The 22,281-nt window shown below is 46.1% G+C and carries 13 protein-coding genes and 1 riboswitch; all 13 genes read left to right on the top strand.

Annotated elements, in window-relative coordinates:
- The 13 genes from EDC63_RS04505 to EDC63_RS04445 all read left to right on the top strand — a co-directional run bounded on the left by EDC63_RS04505 (nucleotide 1) and on the right by EDC63_RS04445 (nucleotide 22,234).
- Nucleotides 1-612: a type II secretion system protein gene (locus EDC63_RS04505; protein ID WP_189836573.1), complete on the top strand. Its 612-nt coding sequence runs from the start codon at nucleotides 1-3 to the stop codon at nucleotides 610-612.
- Nucleotides 613-722: 110 nt separating this feature from the next.
- On the top strand, nucleotides 723-1,514 hold the full coding sequence (gene epsA / locus EDC63_RS04500; RefSeq protein ID WP_124948293.1) for an XrtB/PEP-CTERM-associated transcriptional regulator EpsA: 792 nt from the start codon (nucleotides 723-725) through the stop codon (nucleotides 1,512-1,514).
- 282 nt (nucleotides 1,515-1,796) lie between these two features.
- Nucleotides 1,797-1,878: riboswitch (cyclic di-GMP riboswitch) on the top strand.
- 116 nt (nucleotides 1,879-1,994) lie between these two features.
- Complete coding sequence (locus EDC63_RS04495; protein ID WP_223248500.1) at nucleotides 1,995-2,786, top strand: VPLPA-CTERM sorting domain-containing protein; 792 nt, start codon at nucleotides 1,995-1,997, stop codon at nucleotides 2,784-2,786.
- 84 nt (nucleotides 2,787-2,870) lie between these two features.
- Nucleotides 2,871-4,130 carry a type 2 periplasmic-binding domain-containing protein gene (locus EDC63_RS04490; RefSeq protein WP_124948292.1) on the top strand — a complete coding sequence of 420 codons (1,260 nt, stop codon included), beginning with the start codon at nucleotides 2,871-2,873 and terminating at the stop codon, nucleotides 4,128-4,130.
- A 167-nt stretch (nucleotides 4,131-4,297) separates the two neighbouring features.
- A complete protein-coding gene (locus EDC63_RS04485) occupies nucleotides 4,298-5,863 on the top strand; it encodes a ShlB/FhaC/HecB family hemolysin secretion/activation protein (RefSeq protein WP_124948291.1) in 1,566 nt (521 codons plus the stop codon).
- The gene (locus EDC63_RS04480; RefSeq protein WP_132920892.1) at nucleotides 5,853-15,884 is read left to right on the top strand and encodes a filamentous haemagglutinin family protein; all 10,032 of its coding nucleotides are present in this window, start codon (nucleotides 5,853-5,855) and stop codon (nucleotides 15,882-15,884) included. Before EDC63_RS04485 ends, EDC63_RS04480 begins: the two co-directional genes overlap by 11 nt.
- Before the next feature lie 66 nt (nucleotides 15,885-15,950).
- The gene (locus EDC63_RS04475; protein WP_124948289.1) at nucleotides 15,951-17,795 is read left to right on the top strand and encodes a DUF2341 domain-containing protein; all 1,845 of its coding nucleotides are present in this window, start codon (nucleotides 15,951-15,953) and stop codon (nucleotides 17,793-17,795) included.
- Nucleotides 17,796-17,810: 15 nt separating this feature from the next.
- Complete coding sequence (locus EDC63_RS04470) at nucleotides 17,811-18,215, top strand: ExbD/TolR family protein (RefSeq protein ID WP_124948288.1); 405 nt, start codon at nucleotides 17,811-17,813, stop codon at nucleotides 18,213-18,215.
- A gap of 21 nt (nucleotides 18,216-18,236) precedes the next feature.
- Nucleotides 18,237-18,899 carry a TonB C-terminal domain-containing protein gene (locus EDC63_RS04465; RefSeq protein WP_124948287.1) on the top strand — a complete coding sequence of 221 codons (663 nt, stop codon included), beginning with the start codon at nucleotides 18,237-18,239 and terminating at the stop codon, nucleotides 18,897-18,899.
- Nucleotides 18,900-18,954: 55 nt separating this feature from the next.
- Entirely contained in the window at nucleotides 18,955-20,487 is a 1,533-nt protein-coding gene (locus EDC63_RS04460) for a putative porin (RefSeq protein WP_124948286.1), read from the top strand.
- On the top strand, nucleotides 20,474-21,112 hold the full coding sequence (locus tag EDC63_RS04455) for a hypothetical protein (protein ID WP_124948285.1): 639 nt from the start codon (nucleotides 20,474-20,476) through the stop codon (nucleotides 21,110-21,112). Before EDC63_RS04460 ends, EDC63_RS04455 begins: the two co-directional genes overlap by 14 nt.
- A complete protein-coding gene (locus EDC63_RS04450; RefSeq protein WP_124948284.1) occupies nucleotides 21,109-21,870 on the top strand; it encodes an ankyrin repeat domain-containing protein in 762 nt (253 codons plus the stop codon). The genes EDC63_RS04455 and EDC63_RS04450 overlap by 4 nt, the downstream gene beginning before the upstream one ends.
- A 91-nt stretch (nucleotides 21,871-21,961) precedes the next feature.
- Nucleotides 21,962-22,234, top strand: a complete 273-nt coding sequence (locus EDC63_RS04445) for a hypothetical protein (protein WP_124948283.1) — start codon at nucleotides 21,962-21,964, stop codon at nucleotides 22,232-22,234.
- Nucleotides 22,235-22,281 lie beyond the last annotated feature (47 nt).

The following is a 22,281-nucleotide window of genomic DNA, read 5'->3' as shown; positions in this document are numbered from 1 at the left end:
ATGAAGCGTTTTTCAACATCATTATCTCAGACCGGCTTTACTTATTTGGGGCTGCTTTTTCTCATTATGATCATGGGTATTGTTGCTGCTACGGCAGGAAACGTCTGGCATTTAGCCCAGAAGCGAGAAAAAGAGCATGAATTGATTTTTGTTGGTAATCAGTTTCGACAAGCAATTGGTTTTTATTTTGAAAAAACACCGGGTTCAGCCAGTTCAAAAAAACAATACCCCAAAACACTGGATTCGTTGTTACAGGATAATCGCAATGTATTCACGCAGCGATATCTCAGAAAAATATATTGGGATCCACTCACTAAAAGCAAAGAGTGGGGGTTGGTTGAAAGTCCCGATGGCGGCATTATGGGCGTATACAGTCTGTCGGAAGATGTCCCGTTAAAACAGAATAATTTTAAGATGGCGGATCAGGATCTGGAAGGGAAAAGCAAATATACAGAATGGAAATTTATCTACGTGCCTAAGCAATCCAGTAATGCCGCAGACGCTATAAACAATAGCGGTCAGCAAGCTAATTCAGCAACTGCAAAGCCCGTATTCAATCGCAATCAGAATCAAACGACAATTCCTCAAGGTGGCTTCAATAATCACAATTAAGTAAAAAACACAAATCCATGACTTCATATGCTGGCTTGTTGCCTGTTATTTTGGTTTCATAATAACGTCATAAATTTAGTTCATTATGACGTATTCCTAAAAATAAAAGAATGAAGTGGGGGAGTATGCCTAAAGCGCCTGAGCTAAATGCAGAAGAGCGAGAGCGGCTGTTTCGCATAATCGAAGCAACGTTAAAAATCCGCAAGCGACATCATTTTTATTCATTGGTGCAAATGGAATTGCAGGGACTATTGCCCCATGAAATTCTCATATGCGGGCTAAGTGACATAGATGGCAGGGGACTCGGCATGCATTCTTTTTCTTCTGTTCAAGATTTTACTGCGGAGCATTTTGATCGCGTCACGCATCCAGAAGAGGGCATCATTTCCCATATCATTGGTTTGTGGCAAAAATCAGGGCATCCTTGCTTGTTTGAACAAAGGCGCGAAGCCTCTTTCCCTGTTGATCGAAGGCTCCTGGGTAAAGATAGTATTTTGCAGGATTCCGGGTTAAAAAATATTGCTGCACATGGCGTCACCCACACCAATGGTGCCGTTCTCGGTTTTTTCAGTTTTTCCCGTGTTTCTGAACCGCTAGGCATGCGGCATCATTACCTGCTTGAAATACTGGTTCCTCATCTGTATACAGCGCTGATACGTGTGCTAAGCAAGGAAACTGCCAGCGCAAAAAAAATCCCCATGGGGAAAACAAATCTGACTGCGCGTGAAAAAGAAGTACTTAAGCACCTGAATGAAGGGCTTTCAAATAGTGCGATTGCAGAGAAGCTACAGGTTAGTCCGCTTACTGTTAAAAACCACGTGCAAAAAATCCTCTACAAATTACAAGCCAATAATCGAGCACACGCAATTACGCTGGCAATGCGGTGTGGGTTACTTCAATAATCACCGTCAAAGATTTGTTATCTATGAAAGTTATCTTTCACGTCATTTATTCATGCAGGCTGAGCTTATTAAGTCTCTTGTATTAAACACATCATACAAAAAAATCGGATATTGAGAATCAATTTCAATCGGTTAATGTAACCTATCTATATATTTTTAAAAGTATTTATCGTAATTCGTATAGTCCGATCGGTCTATGAAATCAGTTAAAAATCCTGCACGAACTGTAATAGTCGTTCTGTAAATTGTTGAACACCGAAACAAGAAACTGCGTGTATCGGAAAAAGTTAAAGCCACCCCTGTCGTGAGGCAGGTTCGGAAAGCTTCGGGTCTCAAGCAATGAAGAGATAGCCGGGTTGCCTTATGGAAAGAGGCAATCCGGCATTTTTATTTCCGGTTGTTCAGGTGGCATGAAAGCACCCAGTTCTTTCCCTGACGAGGTGTTTTCTTTTTAACTTAATTTTTTAAAAGGTCTCCAAAATGAAAATGAAATTATTAGTTGCTGCAACCATGTTTGCTGTAGCCGGTCAGGCTGCTGCTGCAATTGCTCCTGGTTCTTCCGGTAATGGCGAACTGTTCCTGTCGGTTTATGATTCCGTTGCGCTAACATCTTATACCCGTGATCTGGGTATCGACATGAATACCTTTAACGCAAGTGGTTCTAATGCTGGATATTCTTTGTCTTTTGCTGGTGACTCACTGCTGGCTTCCGCTTTTGGATCGTTAGCTACAAACAGCAACCTGCTGTGGAACGTGGCTGCGCTTGATAGTACTGTTAATCCAGGAAATTCATTTGTAGGTATGCAATTCCTTAGTACAACTAATGCGTCCTTGGCTACCGTCAAAACTCAAACCAATACTAACCTGGCTGGTTTTGCTACAGTTGATGGTTATGTAAACGCCGTTAACGCGGGTGCTACCGACTTTGTAACTAACAATTCCAGTACAGCTGCTTCTGCTGATGGCTCATCCTATTTCGGAAATAGCTTCGGTAATAATTGGAATAAGAAGGCAGTATTTGATAGCACTGCTGCAGTAGGTAGTAGTTTGAATTTCTTTGCGTTGACACCAAGTGACAACAGTGGATTACATAAGGCTACTGTTACCCAGTTTGGTAACGCAGATGGCGCCGCTACCTGGACATTGGCCAGCAACGGTACCCTGAGTTACGTTTCTCCTGCTCCTTCTGCTGTTCCAGTACCTGCAGCTGTGTGGCTATTGGGTTCGGGTCTGATCGGCATGGTTGGTGTAGCTCGCCGCAAAGTTAAGTAATAGGCATCGTATGACAGGTGACTTATTGTGGGTCACCTGAATAATATAACCGTCACTTAGTCTAAATTATTCAAAGGATTTATCATGAAACTGAACAAAATTGCTGCCGCTTGTGGTTTGGCTGTTGCTACGCTAGCAACTCAGGCTTTTGCCCATGGTCCTGCTGTTACCCCTGATCTGCAAGTATTTATTTCCGGTTCTTCTGCCCTGCAAGGCACACTGGGCAAGATTGCCGAAGGTATGATGACTGCCGGCACGATCGATGTATATTACGACAATGCTACCGGTGGTAAGGATTATCGCGCCTATTTTGGTACTGTGTCCGGTACTGGCACAGCGCTGGATGGCAAGAAAGTATTAATGCATAACCGTGCTGCGGGCGGTTCTTTCCAGGGTGTTGGCCCCGTTGCTCGTGCTCAGTTAATTGACCGTATGAAAATTGAAGCAGCTACTTGTGCTTCTACAGGTGCGGCTTACCCATCTGCTACTTTCAAATGTACCAGCACTGTGAAAGCGGTGCCTGATGCGGGTGTTTCCGATGTGGAGCCAGCTTTGTTTGTTTATCCTAACCTTCCAGCTGGCGAAACCGCTCTTAGCACTACTGAACTGGGCCATATAAGCCCAGCCAGCCAGAACGCTGTGGTATTTGGTATTGCTGTGAGCGATAACGTATCTGTTACTAACTTGAGCCGTTCACAGATAACCAGTTTGTTGACAGGCAACTATGCAGACTGGAGTTTAGTTGACCCAGCCTTGTCTGGTCCTGTAATGGTTGAACGTCGTGGTGCCGGTTCCGGCACACAAGCATCTGCTAATGCTTATTTCGGTGGATTGCCTTGTTCCGCAAATGGTGTGCCTTTGGCTGCTGGTTCAGTTGCTGCAACCCCAACCACATTAATCACTGGCTATACCGTCGTTGAAAATTCCTCTACCGGTGGTGTGAAAGCTGGCTTGAATACCTCTTTCACCGTTGGCAACAAGGCGATTGGTTTGGTTTCTACTGAGAACACCCCTGTAGCAGGTACAGATCACTGGCACTTTGTTTCAATCGATGGTATCCCTGCAACGGTTGCCAATGCTGTTGCTGGCAAGTATGACTACTTTGTTGAACAGTCTATCCAGTGGCGTAATGCAACTGTTGCCGGTGTAGCTGCTCCTTCTGGCAATATGGCGACCTTCCTTGATCAATTCAAGACACGTTCAGGCGAACCAACCATTTTGGCTACATTGCCAGGCGTTGCTGCTCTGCCAACCAACTATGATCCTTCGCTGTACCCAGTTGGTCAGGTCATGAAAGGTACTAAACTGAACAACACTTGCCAACCAACCCAGTTGTTCTACTAAGTTGTTTCTTAAGTAGTGTCATGCAAGTACGGTAAAGCAATGCAATGTTGTTTTGCCGTACAACCCACCAAACCATTCTTCATTTTCTGAGAATGGTTTGGTTATTTATCCGTCTCTGATGAAGGGGTGGATAAATAACCAAAAGTAGTGATAAAAACAGGATAAAAATGCGGCTTACATTGTTATTGATGGGATTCATTCTGGCGACTCAAGCTTTTGCTGGGGAAGATAAAGTAGAGGAAAAACCCCGTTTCGACGTGATGGAATATCAGATCGAAGGTAATTCGGTATTGCCGGTGATCGCTGTTGAAGAAGTGGTGTACCCATGGTTGGGTGAGAAAAAAACCGTTGATGATGTGGAGCACGCGCGGGAAGATTTGGAACGCGCGTATCATGACGCAGGATATTCTACTGTGCTGGTGGATATTCCTGAGCAAAAGGTGGATAGCGGGATTATTTATCTGAAGGTGACTGAAGGGACTATCAGTAAAGTGCGGGTTACTGGCTCTCGTTACTTTTCACAGGACCGAATTCTCGCAAAAACGCCTTCGATTGCCGAAGGCAGTGTGCCTTACTTTCCTGATTTGCAAAAAGATATTGCTTCAGTCAATACCACTGCAGACCGCCGCGTTACGCCAATCCTGAAAGCCGGTAAAACTCCTGGTACGGTAGATGTTGATCTCAAAGTAGATGACAAACTGCCCTTGCATGCCAGCCTGGAACTCAATGATCGCCATGGTGCGAATACGACCCCTTGGCGGGCAATTGGAATGGTGCGTTACGATAATTTATGGCAACGGGAGCACAGCTTAAGTCTGCAATATCAGACTGCGCCTAAAGAACCTAGTCAGGTTGGTGTGTTTTCCGCATCTTACCTCATCCCTCTTTCTGATAAAGGGGATGCGCTGGCTATGTATGCCATTCGCACCCGTAGTGATGTGGCTGCTGTGGGTGAAATTACCGTGCAGGGTAACGGTACGATTTATGGCATTCGACGCATTGTTCCCTTGCCGGGCAGCAGCCAGTTATTCCACTCTTTGTCATTTGGTGCGGATTATAAAGACTTTAAAGAGGACCTGACATTGCGTGGGTCTGACAGTTTCAGTACGCCCATCAGCTACCTGCCATTTTCGCTTTCATACAATGCCACCAGTCAGCTTGAGCAAAGCCTTACTCAATATAACCTGAGTGCTAATTTTGCAGTACGGGGATTGAGTAATAAACCGGAAGAGTTTGGTAACAAACGCTATCTGGCTCAGCCGAATTATTTTTATCTGCGTGGCGAGGTTGAGCATAGCAGCAAGCTGTTTGGTAATTACAGCTATATGGCAAAAATCGGCGGACAGTGGGCAGATCAGCCGCTTATCAGTAATGAACAATATGGTGCAGGGGGGGGCGATACCGTTCGCGGTTATCTGGAGTCTGAAGCGCTGGGCGATGATGCCTTGCATGCCACGTTGGAGCTCCGCAGTCCGTCGGTCGCGAATCTGATTTCCAGCAATCTAGACGATCTGCATTTTCTTGTATTCATGGATAGCGCTGCGCTTCGCGTTACTGATCCGCTACCGCAGCAAAAATCACGTTATACGTTAACAAGTGCAGGTTTTGGCGCACGGATGAAAGCCTGGCGCAACTTAAGTGCTTCTTTTGATTTGGGCAGGGCATTCAGGGAATCAACCAATACCCATTCCGGTGATATACGCATGCACTTTAGGATGCTTTATGAATTCTGATCACACTAATATCGAAACACGCGAATTTATACCCCAATGGGTGGCGTTATTCTCCAAACGTAAAGTCACTTCCAGTATTTTTGTGTTGTGGGCATGTGGTGTTTTATCTTGCACAGCGGCGATTGCAGATACGACTGTTGCGCCAGTTTTGCCATCAGGAACTTTGCCTGTTGCAAGCGCGAGCTGGCGAGGTAGCGCAGCAACTTTGGCTAATGATCCTACTCGATCTGGTAATACGCTGACCATTAATCAGATAAGCCAGAGTGCCATTTTTAATTGGCAGTCATTTAATATTGCCCGCGACAGTGCGGTTGTATTCAATCAACCTAATTCCAGTGCTACTGCACTGAACCGGATTTTTGATAACAATCCATCCGTAATCCAAGGCCATTTGACGGCAAATGGTCAAATTTACCTGGTTAACCAGAATGGCATTATTTTTGGTAAAGATTCTCAGGTTAATGCCAGTTCTTTGATTGCCTCATCTTTGAACATTGAGGACACCATTTTCAATGGTGGAATTGGTAATGTGAAAGATGGTAGCCCGGTCTTTGCAGGTGGTTCTGGCAGTGGTTTTATTCGGGTGGAAGAGGGGGCTAATTTATCTGCCTCAACTGGCGGCAAGATTATGCTTTTTGCGCCTAACGTAGAAAATCACGGCGTCATTACGACTCCTGACGGGCAGACTATTCTTGCTGCGGGCAGCAAGGTGTATCTGACTTCGATTGATGATGCCACGAATTTGCAAAACACCGGCAATCTGGGGAATGGTGCCTCATTAAGTAATAATTTGCGTGGTTTGCTGGTTGAGGTAGACAACGGTGGAACAGCCGCAAATTTGGGTACGATTTTAGCGGAACGCGGCAATGCTACCCTGATTGGATTGGCGGTGAACCAGCAGGGCAGAATTACTGCGACTACCTCGGTAAATGCGAATGGTTCTATTCGTTTGCTGGCAAGAGATACCGTAACAAGTATATTACGTGCCAACGGTAGTGGAAGCACCGACAAATTTGTTAATGCGACAAATACCGGCACCGTAACGCTTGGTGATGGCAGTGTTACGGAAGTGTTGCCAGATTTGAAAGATACAGCAACCAGCCCTGATGCCCAGCAGTTTAATCCTTCTCGGGTTGAGGTGGTGGGTAACCAGATAAATATGCTGGGAAATAGCAAAATCATCGCAACGGGTGGGCAGGTCACATTAAGTGCTGTAGAAAACCCGCTAACGCTCAAGCCTTTCGATTTGCCGCTAACCGTGCCAGGTACTGCAAAAAATAGTAGCAGGGTGTTTCTGGATAGCGGCAGTTTGATTGACGTTTCCGGTAGTAAAGATGTGCCGGTGGCCATTGAAAGAAATCTGGTTCAGGTGGATTTGTACGGAGCTGAGCTTAAAGATTCACCCCTGCAAAGCAACAGCTTTCTGCATGGCAAAACCGTTAGCGTGGATATCAGTAAAGGGACGCCACTTGCCGATTATTCCGGGTATGAAAGTAAAATCGAACGCTCTGTAGCTGAACGGACTTCAACAGGTGGCACGGTAAAAATCGCTTCGGAAGGCGATATCGTCATGAAAGATGGAGGAAAGATCGATGTGTCTGGCGGGTCGATCAAGTACCTTGATGGTTTCTTGAATACCACCAAACTGATTTCTCAAGGTGTGGTGTACGACATCAGTGAAGCATCTCCTGACCGTATTTACGATGGCTTCGCCGGGGTACTGACTCGTGATTATTCAAAATGGGGCGTAACCAAAACTTGGACTGCACCCTCCGTGGCAAGCGGTCGAGGCGATCCGGCTTCTGGATACACGGAAGGTAAGAACGCCGGTACGGTTCAATTCTTTGCGCCATCCATGGTGTTGAATGGCAGTATAGTCGGCCAGACCACAGCGGGTATTTATCAGCGACAGCCCTATTCAGAAATTGATTCTGGCAACCCTGCCAGTGCGCTTTACAAAGCACGCTACACCATGGCACCAAAAGGGGCGACCCTTGTTATTGGTGATGTATCCCATATAACCGATTCGGTTCCACCTGATTTCAAAACACCGGATGTCAGTATTGTGGCGAGTGCTGCGCCATTACTTGCCGGGTTTAATCAGGGCAATGCTTTACCTGCAGACAGAGTCAATAGCGTGCAGTTATCGGCCGGCATGATGGGTAAAAACGCGGTTTCCAATCTTGAAGTTTACAGCAATGGCAAGGTGGATGTTGCTGCAGATGCAAGGCTGAATATGCCAGATGGTAGTGTCAAACTGGCAGGAAATGAGGTGAATGTATCGGGTTCTATAACGGCCCAATCCGGCAAGATTACATTACAGGCGCAAAGTGTTAATGGGCAAGCCGGAAAGTCAGTGACAGTCAGTGGCGTGCTGGATGCAAGCGGTGGCTGGATAAATGATTCGCTTTATCCAGCTGGTTTTGCTCCACAAGATCCATTGCTGGTTAAAGGCGGTGCAATTGATATCAATGCCTATTCAAATATTGTATTAAGTAACACAAGCAAACTGGATGTTTCCAGCGGGGGGTGGCTGAAAGGTAACGGCAAGTTGGGTAGTGGCGCAGATGCGGGCGCCATTTCGATAAAAAGTGGCATGGGGCAGCCTGCCTTGCAACTAAATGAATCTGCGCTCACGCTTGATGGAAGCCTAAGTGGTTATGCCCTGAACAAGGGGGGTAGCCTGGCTGTTTCTACAAGCAAGGTGAAAATAGGTGGCCAAGTGGAGTCAGGCGTTTTAGTGCTGCCTGAGCGTTTTTTCACTGCAGGTGGTTTTAATTCATACAAAGTAAATGGTATTGAATCACTCTCTGTTGCAGCCGGGACAACCATCGATGCAAAGGCTGAAAGCCTGATTCTGAAACCTGCTTCTCAATCGGCACCGACAGGCAGCAGAATGGCGTCCATTAGCCAACATGCTTTGCTGGACCCACTTTTGCGCAAGCCTGTCAGCCTGACCTTGTCTTCCGATAACGTGAATCGTGGTACGTTGCAGTTGGAGCAAAATGCCGTGCTTCGGGTAGAGCCGAAGGGTACTGTCAATCTTGTGGCTGGTCGTCAAATGACGCTCAGTGGCACGGTAGAGGCACCGGCAGGCGCCATTAATTTAACCATGCTGGGTACGCCTGGTACTAGCGGTGAAGTTGGTTTTCTTTCAAATCAGTCAATCTGGCTGGATCATAATGCTCAATTGTTGAGCAGAGGTGCGGATCAAACGCACCCTGACGCCGTTAACGGCTTGCGTCAGGGTGAAGTGCTCAATGGTGGTGTAATATCTATCGTGGCGAATAAAGGCTACGTAGTGGCTGAAAGCGGATCAGTTATGGATGTTTCCGGCACAAGCGGTACTGTAGACATTCTGCGTTCAAGTGCTAATGGAACAAGCTATCAGCCTGTGGCAGTCGCAAGTGATGCAGGGTCAATCAGCATTTCAACCCGTGAGGGTGCGTTGCTGGATGGCAGCATGATTGGCAAGGCAGGCGGCAAGGGTGCGCAGGCCGGCACGTTTAGTCTCAGTGTTGACACAAAGAACAATTTGGCAATCCCGAGTGATCAGGTCACTAATCCCTATCCGACCAATGATCGCCAGATTATTCTGGCGCAGCATGCTGGATTTTTACCTGCGGGGATTAAACCAGAAGATGTCATTAATACTGCGAACTACAACGGCAAGGGGATGGTTGCTGCAGACAGCTTGAAGGTTGGTGGCTTCAGCCAAGTTGAATTACAGGCCCAGCAGGCGGTTCGATTCTCAGGAGATGTGTCGCTGGATACGGCGCGTGCAATCACGCTGGATGCACCGGTCATTGCGGCGACACATGATGCAATTGTGAACTTGAACACCCGTTATTTGCATATCGCTAACAGCGACGCCAATTACCAAACAATTCCAGTGGCGCAAACAGGGACAGCCAAACTGACGGGCAATGCTGACTTGATCGATCTGGAAGGCAATGTTGCGCTGAGCGGGTTTACTCATACCGCGTTAAACAGTAATGGTGACATACGACTGAAAGGTGTCTGGAATAACGATACGGTTAATCCGGCCTTAACCGGCGCATTGTCGGCATGGTCTGATCTGTCATTGCTGGCACGCCAGATATATCCAACTACATTAACCCAGTTTAACCTTGGCGTGCTGAGCAACGATTCTCTGGGACAAATTCGCATTGCTACAACGGGTGCCGTTGATACGCCAGTTCTATCTGCAGGCGGAAAATTGACGGTTGTTGCGGCGAATATCCTGCAAGAAGGTGTGATTAAAGCGCCACTGGGGACTATCGCTTTTAAAGCAAGCGAAAACCTGACGATAGGGAAAGACAGTATTACTTCAGCTTCAGCAGAAGGCCAGATTATTCCCCTTGGTGGTACTTCAAACGGAAAAGATTGGCTTTATACCCTCAATCAAGATGCAAAAATAGCCATTCTGAAGCCGACAGAAAAAATTGTGTCCCTCGATGGCAAAAATGTGACTGTTGAACCCGGTGCCAAAGTTGATATCAGCGGCGGTGGGGATATATTTGGAACAGAGTTTCTTCCCGGCCCGCCAACGAGATCTGTTGATATTTTGAATGCGCCAGATACTTTTGCGGTTATGCCTGGCTTGAATGGTACATATGCTCCTTATGACGCACAGTCTTATACGGGGTCAACGGTTAAACCGGGCGATAGCGTTTATTTGTCGGGGATGGCTGGCCTGCCTGCTGGCGTTTATACACTTTTGCCAGCACGTTATGCGTTGCTTCCGGGCGCTTTCATGGTGCAGGCGGTAGGCGGCTACCGTGATATGTTGCCGCAACAACCGATTATTCAGGCTGATGGCACAAATATCGTTGCGGGCTATCGTACAGTTGTGAATCAGGTCAATGACTCGACACGTTTTTCTGGTTTCGCTGTGCGTACCGGCACAGATATTAAAAAAGAAGCGGTTTACCTGGAGTCCTACGGCAACAAATTCTTTACGGATAATGTTGTGAGTGGCGCAATCACACCACGTTTGCCGATGGATGCGGGCCAATTGATACTTTCAGCCACTCAGACGTTTTCATTAGGTGGATCGCCATTAATAGCGAACAAAGCGGGAGGCAAAGGCGCGATTGTTGACATCGTTGCGCAGAGCCTGGCTGTTGGGGGGGCGAATGACATACCTGCTGGTTATGTAGGGATAGATACAGTTTCTTTGAATAGTCTTGGCGCAGAAAGTTTGCTTCTTGGGGGTACCCGAAGCGTTGCATCAGATGGTCAGGTCATTACAACAAAATCAGATAACTTGTTCATTGCAACCAGTGTGGATAATGCACTAAAAGCACCGGAAGTATTGCTGGTCGCCAAAGATAAATTGACGGTTTCCAAAGGAAGTATCATTCAGGCTGCAGGATCCGTTGACGCTTCCCAGAATCTTATTTTAGGGCGCGATGGTAATGGAGATGGGGCTTTGTTACGTGTGTCCCCGGGTGATTATGCCGCAGTAAAGCGAGAAAATGTCAGCAAGGTAACCGGTACGCTGGATGTGCAAAATAATGTGGTGCTGGATGGCAAGTCGATAGTGCTGGATGCAACACTTTCTACCGTATCTGCAGCTGAACTGAAAATACATGGTGGTAGTTTGAGCCTTGGAGCCAATCTCATTAACCTGGGAGAAACCACAGGTTTGTCTAACGGGCTTGCGCTTCCCAACGCATTGCTTGCAGCATTGGGTAGCATCGATAGTCTGTATTTGAAAAGCTACAGTACGATTGATTTTTATGGCAACGTAAAAGTCGGTGGCGCTACCGCGGATCAAACCATCAATCATCTTTCCCTGGATGCTGCTGGACTGCGCGGCTATGGCAAAAATGCAAATGAAGCGAGCCTAGTAGCTGGGGATATCACGCTGAAAAATAACGGTAGCGCGACTACATTATTGGCACCCGTTTCGGGTATGTCCCTCAGCTTGTCTGGAAAACGCAATGTCACAGTAGGTGCAGGTGAAAAGCAAGTAAGTGGTTTTGCCAGTGTGGGAATGATCACAGATGGAGAAATTTCAGGGAATGGAACAGGAAGCTTAAAAGTAAACGGAGGAGATCTCTCGCTGCAAGCAGCCCGATTGACGACTGCAAGTAACTCGGACCAGAGTCTGACGGCAGACGGGAAAGTAAGTATAGCCAGATCGGTAAATGCGCTGACACTTGCCGATGCACCTATTAATGGACGACTGGCAATTTCCGGAAAAAGCATAGAACAAAATGGCAATATCGAATTGCCCGCAGGTATAGTCAAACTCACTGCTACTGGTATTGCAGCCGAGGATAATGTCACGCTGGGTGCTGGCTCAAATATGAATGTTGCCGGTGTAGCAAAACCATTTGGCGATGTAACAGTTTCTGCACCTGGTGGTCATGTGATTTTGACTTCTGCTAATGGCAATGTTGATATTAAATCTGGCGCTGAGATTGATGTTTCCGGTTCTAAAGAGGGGGGTGACGCAGGCAGCGTGACTACAATTGCTACACAGGGGAAAGTAAATCTGGCAGGGGTGGTTAAAGGTAGCGCTCAGAGCGGTAGCCATCAAGGCAGTTATACCCAGGACAGTAAAACGTTAACGAGTTTTACGGCACTGAATACCTCACTTGAGGCGGGTAGCTTTGGTGAGCAAAGAAATATTCGCGTACGTCAAGGTGATATCGAAATCGATGCTGGAGATGAAGCTCACGCCCATCAGTTCATTCTGGCTGCAGATGCGGGCAAGATCGATGTAAAGGGCAAGGTGGATGCATCCGGCGACAAGGGTGGGGATGTATTGATTGCTGCTCGGGATAATGTCACTTTGTACAACGGCAGCAGCTTGAATGCACACGGGAAAGTAAGCCACGGTGGTACTGTGGAATTATCCACGACATCCGGTATGCTGGATGGTCAGGTTGGCTCCCGGATTGATGTTTCTGGCGCAACGGTCAATGTTGCCAAAGATGGTGGAAAGGTAATATTGCGGGCGCCGGTCGATAATGGACTTGTTGACGCCGCTGACGCAAGCAAGGGAATTAAGGGTATTGCAGCGCAGTTGGGCAGCTCTGTCATCGCCAATGGTGCAAGAGATGTCATCGCTGAGGCAGTTACGGTTTATGATAATTTCTCCTCCATTACCAGTAGCACGCTAGCTGCCGGTCAGGTGCAAAACGGCATAGGAAACTTGATGGCAAACGCTACTGCCATTGAGAAACGACTGGGAAACAATGCGCAATTAAGAGCAGGAATTGAAATTCGTTCAACAGGTGATCTCGCGCTGAATACCGATCTGAATTTGTCTGCTGCTTTTGATCCAGCTACAAATGCTGGCTGGAATTTTGCAGGCAGACCGGTGGATCTTATACTTCGCGCAGCAGGTAACCTTAATATTAACGGCACGTTAAGTGACGGTTTTGTCGGGTCCACGAGTTCCGCTGCATTGGCAAACGGAGCTTCTGCCTCCTATAAGCTGGTTGCAGGAGCGGACTTGAATGCTGCTAACCCGCTGGCACTGATATCCAAAGAGAATCTGACAAGCAGCAATAAAGGTAATGTCAATATTGCTGCTGATAAGCTGGTGCGAACAGGTACAGGCAGTATCGCTGTTGCAGCAGGAAATAATATAGCGCTCGGTAACAGCAATTCAGCGATCTATACCGCAGGTGAGACAGCGGATCCTTTATCTGGATTTACGGCATCAGATGCACAGGCTATCTATGCCAAAAATGGCGGCAATTTGTCTATTTATGCTCAAGGCGACATTAAGGGGCAGACAAGTAACCAAATAGTAACGGATTGGCTGTATCGGCAAGGGCAAGTAAATACTGATAGTACTTTTGCGGCAAATTCAAATCCTTCATGGTGGTTACATTTAGTTCCTGTAACGACAACCAATAAAATTACAAAGAAAACGACGACCAGTGGCGGCTTCATGCAGAATTTTGGTACGTTGGGTGGAGGCGATCTGGAACTGGTGGCGGGTGGAAATATAACCAATGCCTCGGCTGTTATTCCAACGACTGGTAGAGTGAGTGGCAGTAATGTTGCTACAGCGAAGATAGATGTCCAGGGTGGGGGAGATCTTACTGTACATGCCGACGGTGATATAAAGAGTGGTGTATTTTATGTGGGTCGCGGTCATGGTGAATTAACGGCTGGCGGATCCATTGTTTCCGGAACAATCACTGGTAACCCTATCTATTCGGTTCTAGCTCTTGGCGACGGCGATTTTAAACTGACTTCTTCAGGAGATTTGCATCTAGGCACTGTAATGAACCCTACGGTGTATGCCGTGGGTAGCGGACAGAAGAGTGTCACTTCATTTTTCTTTACTTACGCGCCGACAAGTAAAGTGGCTCTGACATCAATTACTGGAAATGTCAGCCTGGAAAATAACATTAGCGACTTGAATAATCTGACCAAGCTGACTAATTCAAGCGATGAGTTTAACTCGCTTCTAATCTATCCTGGCAGCCTGGCAGTTACTGCTTTGGGGGGCAACATTGAAGTAAATAAGCAGTTTTCACTTTTCCCCTCAGCAACAGGTAACTTGTCTTTACTTGCGGAAGGTAATATTACGACGCACGGTCAGATAAATATGTCTGATCTTGACCCTGGATTATTGCCAGGCGTAACGACTCCTGTAACCAAGTACACAGACACCAATCAGAAATTGGTATACAGGCTTAAGACGCCAGAAGCCCATTCAGCGGCTTTGCTCCATAGTAATGATAATACGCCAGTGAGAATTATTGCTGAAAAAGGCGATATTATCGCGCAAAGTTCAGCTCAGGAAGATGAGTCTACCTATTTGCTTCCAAAATCAGCGTTAATTGAAGCCGGAAGGGATATTGTTGGTCTTGATTTGCTCGGCCAGAATATGCATGCCTCGGATGTAACGACCATCAGCGCAGGGCGCGACATCTACTATGTTTTGCCCCGTAACGATTCCAATTCACTGAAGACTAATTTCCGAACCATAGAGTTGAGCGGACCTGGCAGGCTGCTGATGACGGCAGGCAGAAATATTGATTTAGGTAATTCTGTAGGTGCCGTCACCAAAGGTAATCAAAATAATCTGGCCTTACCTGATCAAGGTGCGGATATTACTGTTATCGCGGGGGTATCTAATGCAAATTCCAACGCAACATTTACCGATAACGGTATTTATACTGGATTTGCCAACACATTTTTTGGTGCTCTCAGAGATTCAGGTAGAGAAACTGATCCAATCAAAAAATACACAGCTGGACTCAATGAAATCGGTAGTTTGTTCCCTAATACTAGCTACAAAGGTGACTTGAATCTTTTCTTCAGCCAAATAAAAACCGAGCGAGGTGGCAATATTGATATTTATGTTCCGGGTGGAGCAGTGAATGCTGGTCTTGCCAATATTCCGATGGAGATGATTTCAACCAAGGTAGATGATAAAGCGTTACTGCCTTCCGTGATTGGTGTTGTGACAATGAAGGGGGGCAATGTTCGTTCAGTTTCCAGCGGAGATTTTCTGGTAAATTCTTCAAGGGTATTTACTTTGCAGGGAGGCAATATTCTGCTCTGGTCGTCCGATGGCAATATTGACGCAGGTAAAGGGGCAAAAACGGCTCAATCCGTACCTCCACCCATTATTACCCCTCAGGCGGACGGTTCAACCAAGGTGGAATATCGCGGCGCTGCAACGGGAAGCGGTATTCGTGTTCTGTTAACAGGCAATGCGAAGGCAGGTTCGGTAGATCTGATCGCACCAAAAGGATTTATCAATGCCGGTGATGCCGGTATTGGTTCTGCTGGTGATCTGCATTTGGCAGCAGTGCGAGTGGATGGCGCTTCTAATATCCAAGTGGCAGGCACTGCCACTGGTATCCCTGTGGCAAGTTCTCCGATTGCAGCCGGCTTAACCGGGGTCAGCAATCCTGGTGCGGATGCTGGTAAGGCAGGAAGTGATATTTCGAAAAACCTGGGGGATGCAGCCAGATCGACACAGGAAACTTATAAGCCTTCTTTCCTTAACGTAGAAGTCATTGGATTGGGTGAATAGTCCTTATTTACGCACAAGTTATTTCTTCATAACAATTCTGAAACATTAATCTATTAAGCTTTCATCATGAAATTAAATATCCTAATAAAGAAACGAATAATTAGTTGCCTTGCTATCGCTTTGCTTTTGCCAACCCTGGCTCAAGCTAAATGGAGCAACGACTGGGCCAGCCGAACACAAGTAAAATTGGACACGACCCAGACCGGAGCAGATATCAAACAAAGTCTTGACCAGGTTCCGGTACTGGTTCGTTTGCATACAGGAAATTTTCCTTTTGCAAACGCAAAAGTGGATGGCTCTGATATTCGTTTTGTTGCTGGTGATGATAAAACGCCCCTGAAATTTCATATCGAAAAATTTGATCCTTTAAATGAACTGGCGCTTATCTGGGTGAACTTACCCAAAGTGGCTGGCGCATCAAAAGCCGATTCATTCTGGATGTATTACGGTAATGAAAAAGCAACCGTCAGTGATGATAAGGGTATTTATGACGTTAACCAGTTAGCAGTTCTGCATTTTGAAGATAAAAATGGCTTCAAAGATGCTACAGCTTATGGCAATCCAATCACTTCTCAGGGTGTGACAATGCAGAGTGGTTCGGTGATTGGGTCTTCAGCGTCGTTCAATGGAAAAAGCAAAATTGTCATAACCGGGACTCCTGCCAATAGTATTTCGGCCGATAAGGGTTTTACTTTCATGACCTGGGTGAAAGTCAATGCGCCCAAAGAAGTTGGAAGCAAGGCCGGGGTTAAAGAGGAAGCGGCAAAGGATGAAGTGCTTTTTTCTCGGCAAGGTAGTGCTGGTGGCATAGAAATTGGAATGGACGCCTCTGGTTTATATGTCAGCTTGAAGAGTGCAAAACCGGTCGAGGTGAAAAGTAATGTACTGATTGCGCCGGGCGTTTGGCATCATATTGCTGTCACGGTTTCAAATGCTGTAACGATTTATGTTGATGGCAAACAGGTTGCATCTGAGCCCGCAGCAATGGTTGCGCTTGACGGCGATATGGTAATGGGTGCAACTGCATCAGGCGAGCATTTCTTTCAGGGTGAATTGGATGAAGTGCAGATATTGAATGGAGCGCGCTCTGCTGAGTGGATCAAAGCGGAAGCTTTATCACAAGGTCAGGATGCCAAGATGATTTCCTTTGCCGAAGGCGAAGAAGAAGGCGCCGAAACTGAAAGCGCCTCCTACTTTGGCACAATTTTGCACAGTGTGACGCTGGATGGTTGGGTCGTCATCGGTATTCTCATGGTGATGGCAGTCATAAGCTGGATAGTCATGATCGGGAAAGGCATGATTATTAACCGCATGAGTGCAGATAATGCAAAGTTCACAGATTCATTCAAGAAGCTGGCGCGAGATCCTGGTGCACTGGATGTAGACGAATCCAACAAATCCGAATTTTCACATTCATTATTCGGTTCTCATGGTGATTTTAAAAATTCACCTATATTCCGTATTTATCACGTTGGTGTGCAGGAAATCAAAAACAGATTTGGAAGTACTGATCCTGCCAAATTGCATGGTGAAACACTTTCGCCACAAGCGATTGATGCTATTCGTGCAAGTCTGGATGCAACACTCATACGGGAAAACCAGCGGCTTAATAGTAAAATGGTATTGCTGACAATTGCTATTAGTGGTGGGCCATTCCTGGGTCTGCTGGGGACAGTGGTAGGGGTAATGATTACCTTTGCAGCCATTGCCGCGAGTGGGGATGTGAACGTTAATGCGATTGCGCCAGGTATTGCTGCGGCTTTGGTGGCGACAGTTGCTGGCCTGGGAGTCGCGATTCCGGCACTGTTTGGTTATAACTATCTGGGCAGTCAAATCAAGGATATTACTGCTGACATGCATGTATTTGTCGATGAGTTCATCAGCAAAGTAGCTGAACACTATCACGCTTAGCAGTAAGGAAAAAACATGAAGGTTCAGGCAGAAAATCAACCGTATGACGAAATCAATATTACGCCCATGCTGGATTTGGCGTACGTATTGTTGATTATCTTTATCATCATGACAACCGCTTCAGTGCAAGGCATTAAGGTGAATTTGCCCAAGGCAAGTTCCTCGCCAAGTTTGGCCAAACCCAGTACCAAGGCAGTCACAATAGCCGAGGATGGACAGATTTTTCTGGATACCTACCCTGTGACATTGGCCGAACTGGAAACACGCCTGCAGCAGATGAAGGCTGTGACACCTGATTTTCCCGTGGTGATCAAAGGGGATGCGCATGTTCAATACGATAAGGTAGTTGAAGTGTTGGAATTGTTGGGGCGGCTTGATATCACCCAGCTTGGATTAGTAACCCAGCGTCTGGTCAAATAGGGTTGTACTGAGTGCGCATGTATGACTAATGAAAAGAATAACAGGGTATTGAAAAAAGTATTGATAGGGGCCGGATTTGTTGGTTTGGCAGCATTGTTTTTCTTGTTTGTGCGCAGTATGTTGAATTCGGATTCACCGGTAAAAAAACCGGTAGTTCAGCAAATATCGCTGCTTAGACCGCCACCTCCTCCTCCACCCAAACCAGAAGAAAAACCGCCTGAACCAGAAATCAAGAAAGAAGAGGTGAAAATCGATCAACCTCAGCCAGAACCAGAAACACCACAACAAACACAAGACGATACTCCCGCAGGTAAAGATCTGGGCGTTGATGCTGATGGTGGCCTAGGAGCAGACGGTTTCGGGTTGATTGGTAAAAAAGGGGGGAGAGATTTGTTTGGCGGTGGCGGGGGTAAGTTTTCAGGATATACCGGCTTGCTCAAGCAACGAATACAGGAGGCGCTTGCCAAGGATAAACGCCTGCGTAACGGGGATTACAAGGCAATTGTAAAAGTATGGCTTAAACATGATGGAAGCCTTGATCACTTTGAGTTAACAGGGTCGAGCGGGAATCCCGAAACAGATGCTGCAATCAAGGTTGCATTGACAGCGATGCCGCCATTAAGAGATATGCCGCCGGATGATATGCCACAACCTGTTAAGTTGCGTATCAGTTCAAGAACATAAAATTTTCACTTTCAGTCATTTGCATTGCTGATAGATATATTGAAACTGGAGTACCATGAATTTCAAAACCAAAAAACTCGTATTGGCTGTGTCCTTAGCGCTTGCTTGTCAAGGCGCCTCAGCTGGTGAAAAAGAAGAGCTGGAAGCATTACGGCAGACAACACTGAATTTAATTCAGGCGTTAGTGGATCAGGGATTGCTGCCTAAAAAACAGGCCGAAGCTTTGATAACCCGTGCGGCTGCGTCTCCTGTAACTGATGCTTTCTCTAGTAAAACTGAAGCAGGCGTGATTCGTGTGCCTTATGTGCCTGAGTCAGTTAAAAAGGAAATTCGCGAGCAGATTAAACATGAAGTATTGGCCCAGGCTAAAAATGAACGGTGGGGAGATCCAGGTGCATTGCCTGATTGGGTGGGAAGATTCAAACTGGATGGAGATGTACGTTTACGTTATCAGAAGGATATATTTCAGAAAGACAATTTTACGCCTACGCAGCTGGCGCCATTCGGAATTAATATTAATAACACATCAGAAGACAGGGAGAGATTACGATTACGTGCCAGACTAAACGTGAAAGCTAAAGTGACAGATGATCTTGTTGCTGGCTTGAGGCTGACTACTGGAAATACCACGGACCCTGTTTCCACTAATCAAACGCTGGGCACTTCATTTAACAAATACAGCGTGATGTTTGATCAGGTTTACTTGAAATATGACCCTTATCGCTGGCTGAGTGCTTCGGGAGGTCGTATTCCTAACCCATGGTTTTCTACAGACCTGGTATGGGATAAGGATTTGAATTTTGAAGGTGTAGCAGCCACATTAAAACCACGCATTACAGACAATCTGACAGGATTCTTAACGGGTGGCGCATTCCCTTTGCAGGAAATAGAATCTTCTGACACGGTAAAAGCAAAAAGCAAGTGGCTATATGGTATTCAGGGTGGGGGAGAATGGATCTCTGATAACCAGTCGAAATTCAAGGTGGGGCTTGCCTATTATCAGTATATGAATGTGGCGGGGAAACCAAATGCAGTTCTTAATTCCTCTAATTTCAACGGGACTGCCCCGCAATTTCGCCAGAAGGGAAACTCGGTATTTAATATTGATAACGACGGAAATCCCGCTACGAATCTTTGGGCGCTATCTTCAAATTTCCGTGAAATCAATTTAACCGCTTCAGCAGATTTTGCCGCATTTGATCCGGTTCATGTGGTTGTAACCGGAGATTACGTAAAAAACGTCGGGTTTAACCGTTCCGAAATATTACAGCGCACTGGACAGGATATTGAGCCTAGGGTGAAGGGTTACCAGACAAAAGTCACTCTTGGCATGCTGGATACCTATAAGCTGGGGGATTGGCAAGCTTATGTTGGTTACCGGCATCTAGAGCGTGATGCAGTGCTGGACGCATTCACTGACTCAGACTTTCATTTGGGCGGTACCGATACCAAAGGTTATTTTGTTGGTGGAAATTACGGTATCGGAAAAAATGCCTGGCTCAGTATGCGTTATATGAGTGCTGATGCAATAGATGGTCCGCCACTGGCAATTGATGTATTACAGGTTGATCTCAATGCGAAATTCTAAATCTGGTTTTACGACTCTTTCGATAATTTTGGTATGTTTAATGTTTGCTGGCCCTTCTTTAGCAGCAAAAAGGGATCCCGAACGGGAAGCCATGCGCAAAATTCAACTGATACAGAAAAAGGCAGCAGAAGAAAAATCAGTGCTTGAGCAGGAAAAAAGCGACCTTGCCAAACAGTTAAGTGAATTAACTTCTCAGTCGGGCGGTTTAAAAGATGAGGCTGCGCGTGCCAATCGGGGTAAAAATGCAGTTGAGAAGGAATTTGAAAAGTTGCGCGTTGAGAATGATAGCTTAAAAGCAAAACTGAGTTTAACGGACACCAATCTAGCTGCACTGCTAAAAAAATCCGCAGTTGATCAGGAAATCGCTTCACAAGAAAAAGTAAAACTGGAAGCTTCTTTAGCGACACGTGGTCAATCATTAGCTTCATGTGAGAAGAAAAACATTACGCTGTATGAGCTGAATGTCGAATTGCTAGAGAAATATAAGAATAAAGGTTTCCTGGACTCGCTTTTACAAAATGAACCTTTTACGCAAATTGAAAGTGTAAAAATCGAGTCTGCTGTGAGTGATTACAGAGATAAACTTGATATGCAACGGGTAGATAAAAGCAGTAGCTTGCAATGAAATATAACAATCTGCGAAATTTGACCTTGCTTATGTGCGCCATTAGTATGTTGGCCTCAAATCCATCATGGTCAGCTACTGAAAATGATCTTAATTTGATGGAGGCTGCAGGGCAAGGTGACATGCGACTGGTAAAAATGTTGATTGGAATGGGTGCCAACCCACAGGCGACGGATGCTTCAGGAAACAATGCTGTATTGCTGGCTGCTACCGGTGGTAATCAAACAATGCTGCGGTTCATGCTGGATGAGAATGTCCCTGTGAATACTAAAGGAAGTTCAGGATTTACACCGCTGGGTATTGCCGCATTACGTGGTGATTTAAGCATGGTGAAAATACTCTTGAAAGCTGGCGCGGATGTTGATGCAATTAACGATGATGGTAATTCGGCATTGTCTAACGCCATTGAATTGGGATACTCGAAAATTGCTGATTTGCTGTTGCAACACGGCGCGGATGTGAACACTCTCAATCGTGAGGGTATGACGCCAGTCATGTTGGCAGTTAAGAACGGTGATATAGCGTTAACAAAAAATATATTGAAGAAATCACCGGAACTTAATGTCCTTGATAAAGAAGGTCGATCTGTTGTTTTTTGGGATGTGATGGAAGGGACGGATGAATTAATACCACTTTTGTTGGCAAATGGTGCTAATCCGAATTTGCGAACTCAAGGCTACACGCCTCTGCACTGGGCAAATGCGATGAATCAATCCGCGATTGCAAATATGTTAAAGCAGTCCGGTGCTATTGAATAAGTACGCGCCAGTTAGGTATCTGTAGTTATTTGTAGCAAATTTGGAGACACCGGCAATGGATAAACTGCTTATAAAATTTAACAGGTACCTTTTGAAAAACGAAGGCACAGAAGCGGCTAACACGCTAGGCGAGCTTCTAACTGCCCTGGATGCTGGTTTAGAATTCAGATTGGTGAAGTTATATGAATTACCCTATGACGCGTTTGAACTTGCGCTCCATCTCCTGAAAGAGTGGCGTCTTGCTAGCTACACTTCGAAGATGGGCGACTTGCCTAATGCCTTGCAGCTTGCTTCGATTGCACCTGAAAATAGTTGGTTAAATGAGTCGGATTCACTTTTTTTTGACTTGCCAGCAGTTGAATAAGGCTTTTGAGATATGTTTGGACAACGCTATTAAAACTGGATGTTGCC

This window comes from Sulfurirhabdus autotrophica (assembly GCF_004346685.1).
Taxonomy (GTDB): Bacteria; Pseudomonadota; Gammaproteobacteria; order Burkholderiales; family SMCO01; genus Sulfurirhabdus; species Sulfurirhabdus autotrophica.
The sequence above is the reverse complement of the archived record's forward strand: the minus strand, read 5'-3'. Positions and strand labels throughout refer to the sequence as shown.

Bases quoted from the DNA above. Each gene is read 5' to 3' on its own strand.
- EDC63_RS04505 (WP_189836573.1), top strand. From the start codon at position 1: ATGAAGCGTTTTTCAACATCATTATCTCAGACCGGCTTTACTTATTTG.
- epsA (WP_124948293.1), top strand. From the start codon at position 723: ATGAAGTGGGGGAGTATGCCTAAAGCGCCTGAGCTAAATGCAGAAGAG.
- EDC63_RS04495 (WP_223248500.1), top strand. From the start codon at position 1,995: ATGAAAATGAAATTATTAGTTGCTGCAACCATGTTTGCTGTAGCCGGT.
- EDC63_RS04490 (WP_124948292.1), top strand. From the start codon at position 2,871: ATGAAACTGAACAAAATTGCTGCCGCTTGTGGTTTGGCTGTTGCTACG.
- EDC63_RS04485 (WP_124948291.1), top strand. From the start codon at position 4,298: ATGCGGCTTACATTGTTATTGATGGGATTCATTCTGGCGACTCAAGCT.
- EDC63_RS04480 (WP_132920892.1), top strand. From the start codon at position 5,853: ATGAATTCTGATCACACTAATATCGAAACACGCGAATTTATACCCCAA.
- EDC63_RS04475 (WP_124948289.1), top strand. From the start codon at position 15,951: ATGAAATTAAATATCCTAATAAAGAAACGAATAATTAGTTGCCTTGCT.
- EDC63_RS04470 (WP_124948288.1), top strand. From the start codon at position 17,811: ATGAAGGTTCAGGCAGAAAATCAACCGTATGACGAAATCAATATTACG.
- EDC63_RS04465 (WP_124948287.1), top strand. From the start codon at position 18,237: ATGACTAATGAAAAGAATAACAGGGTATTGAAAAAAGTATTGATAGGG.
- EDC63_RS04460 (WP_124948286.1), top strand. From the start codon at position 18,955: ATGAATTTCAAAACCAAAAAACTCGTATTGGCTGTGTCCTTAGCGCTT.
- EDC63_RS04455 (WP_124948285.1), top strand. From the start codon at position 20,474: ATGCGAAATTCTAAATCTGGTTTTACGACTCTTTCGATAATTTTGGTA.
- EDC63_RS04450 (WP_124948284.1), top strand. From the start codon at position 21,109: ATGAAATATAACAATCTGCGAAATTTGACCTTGCTTATGTGCGCCATT.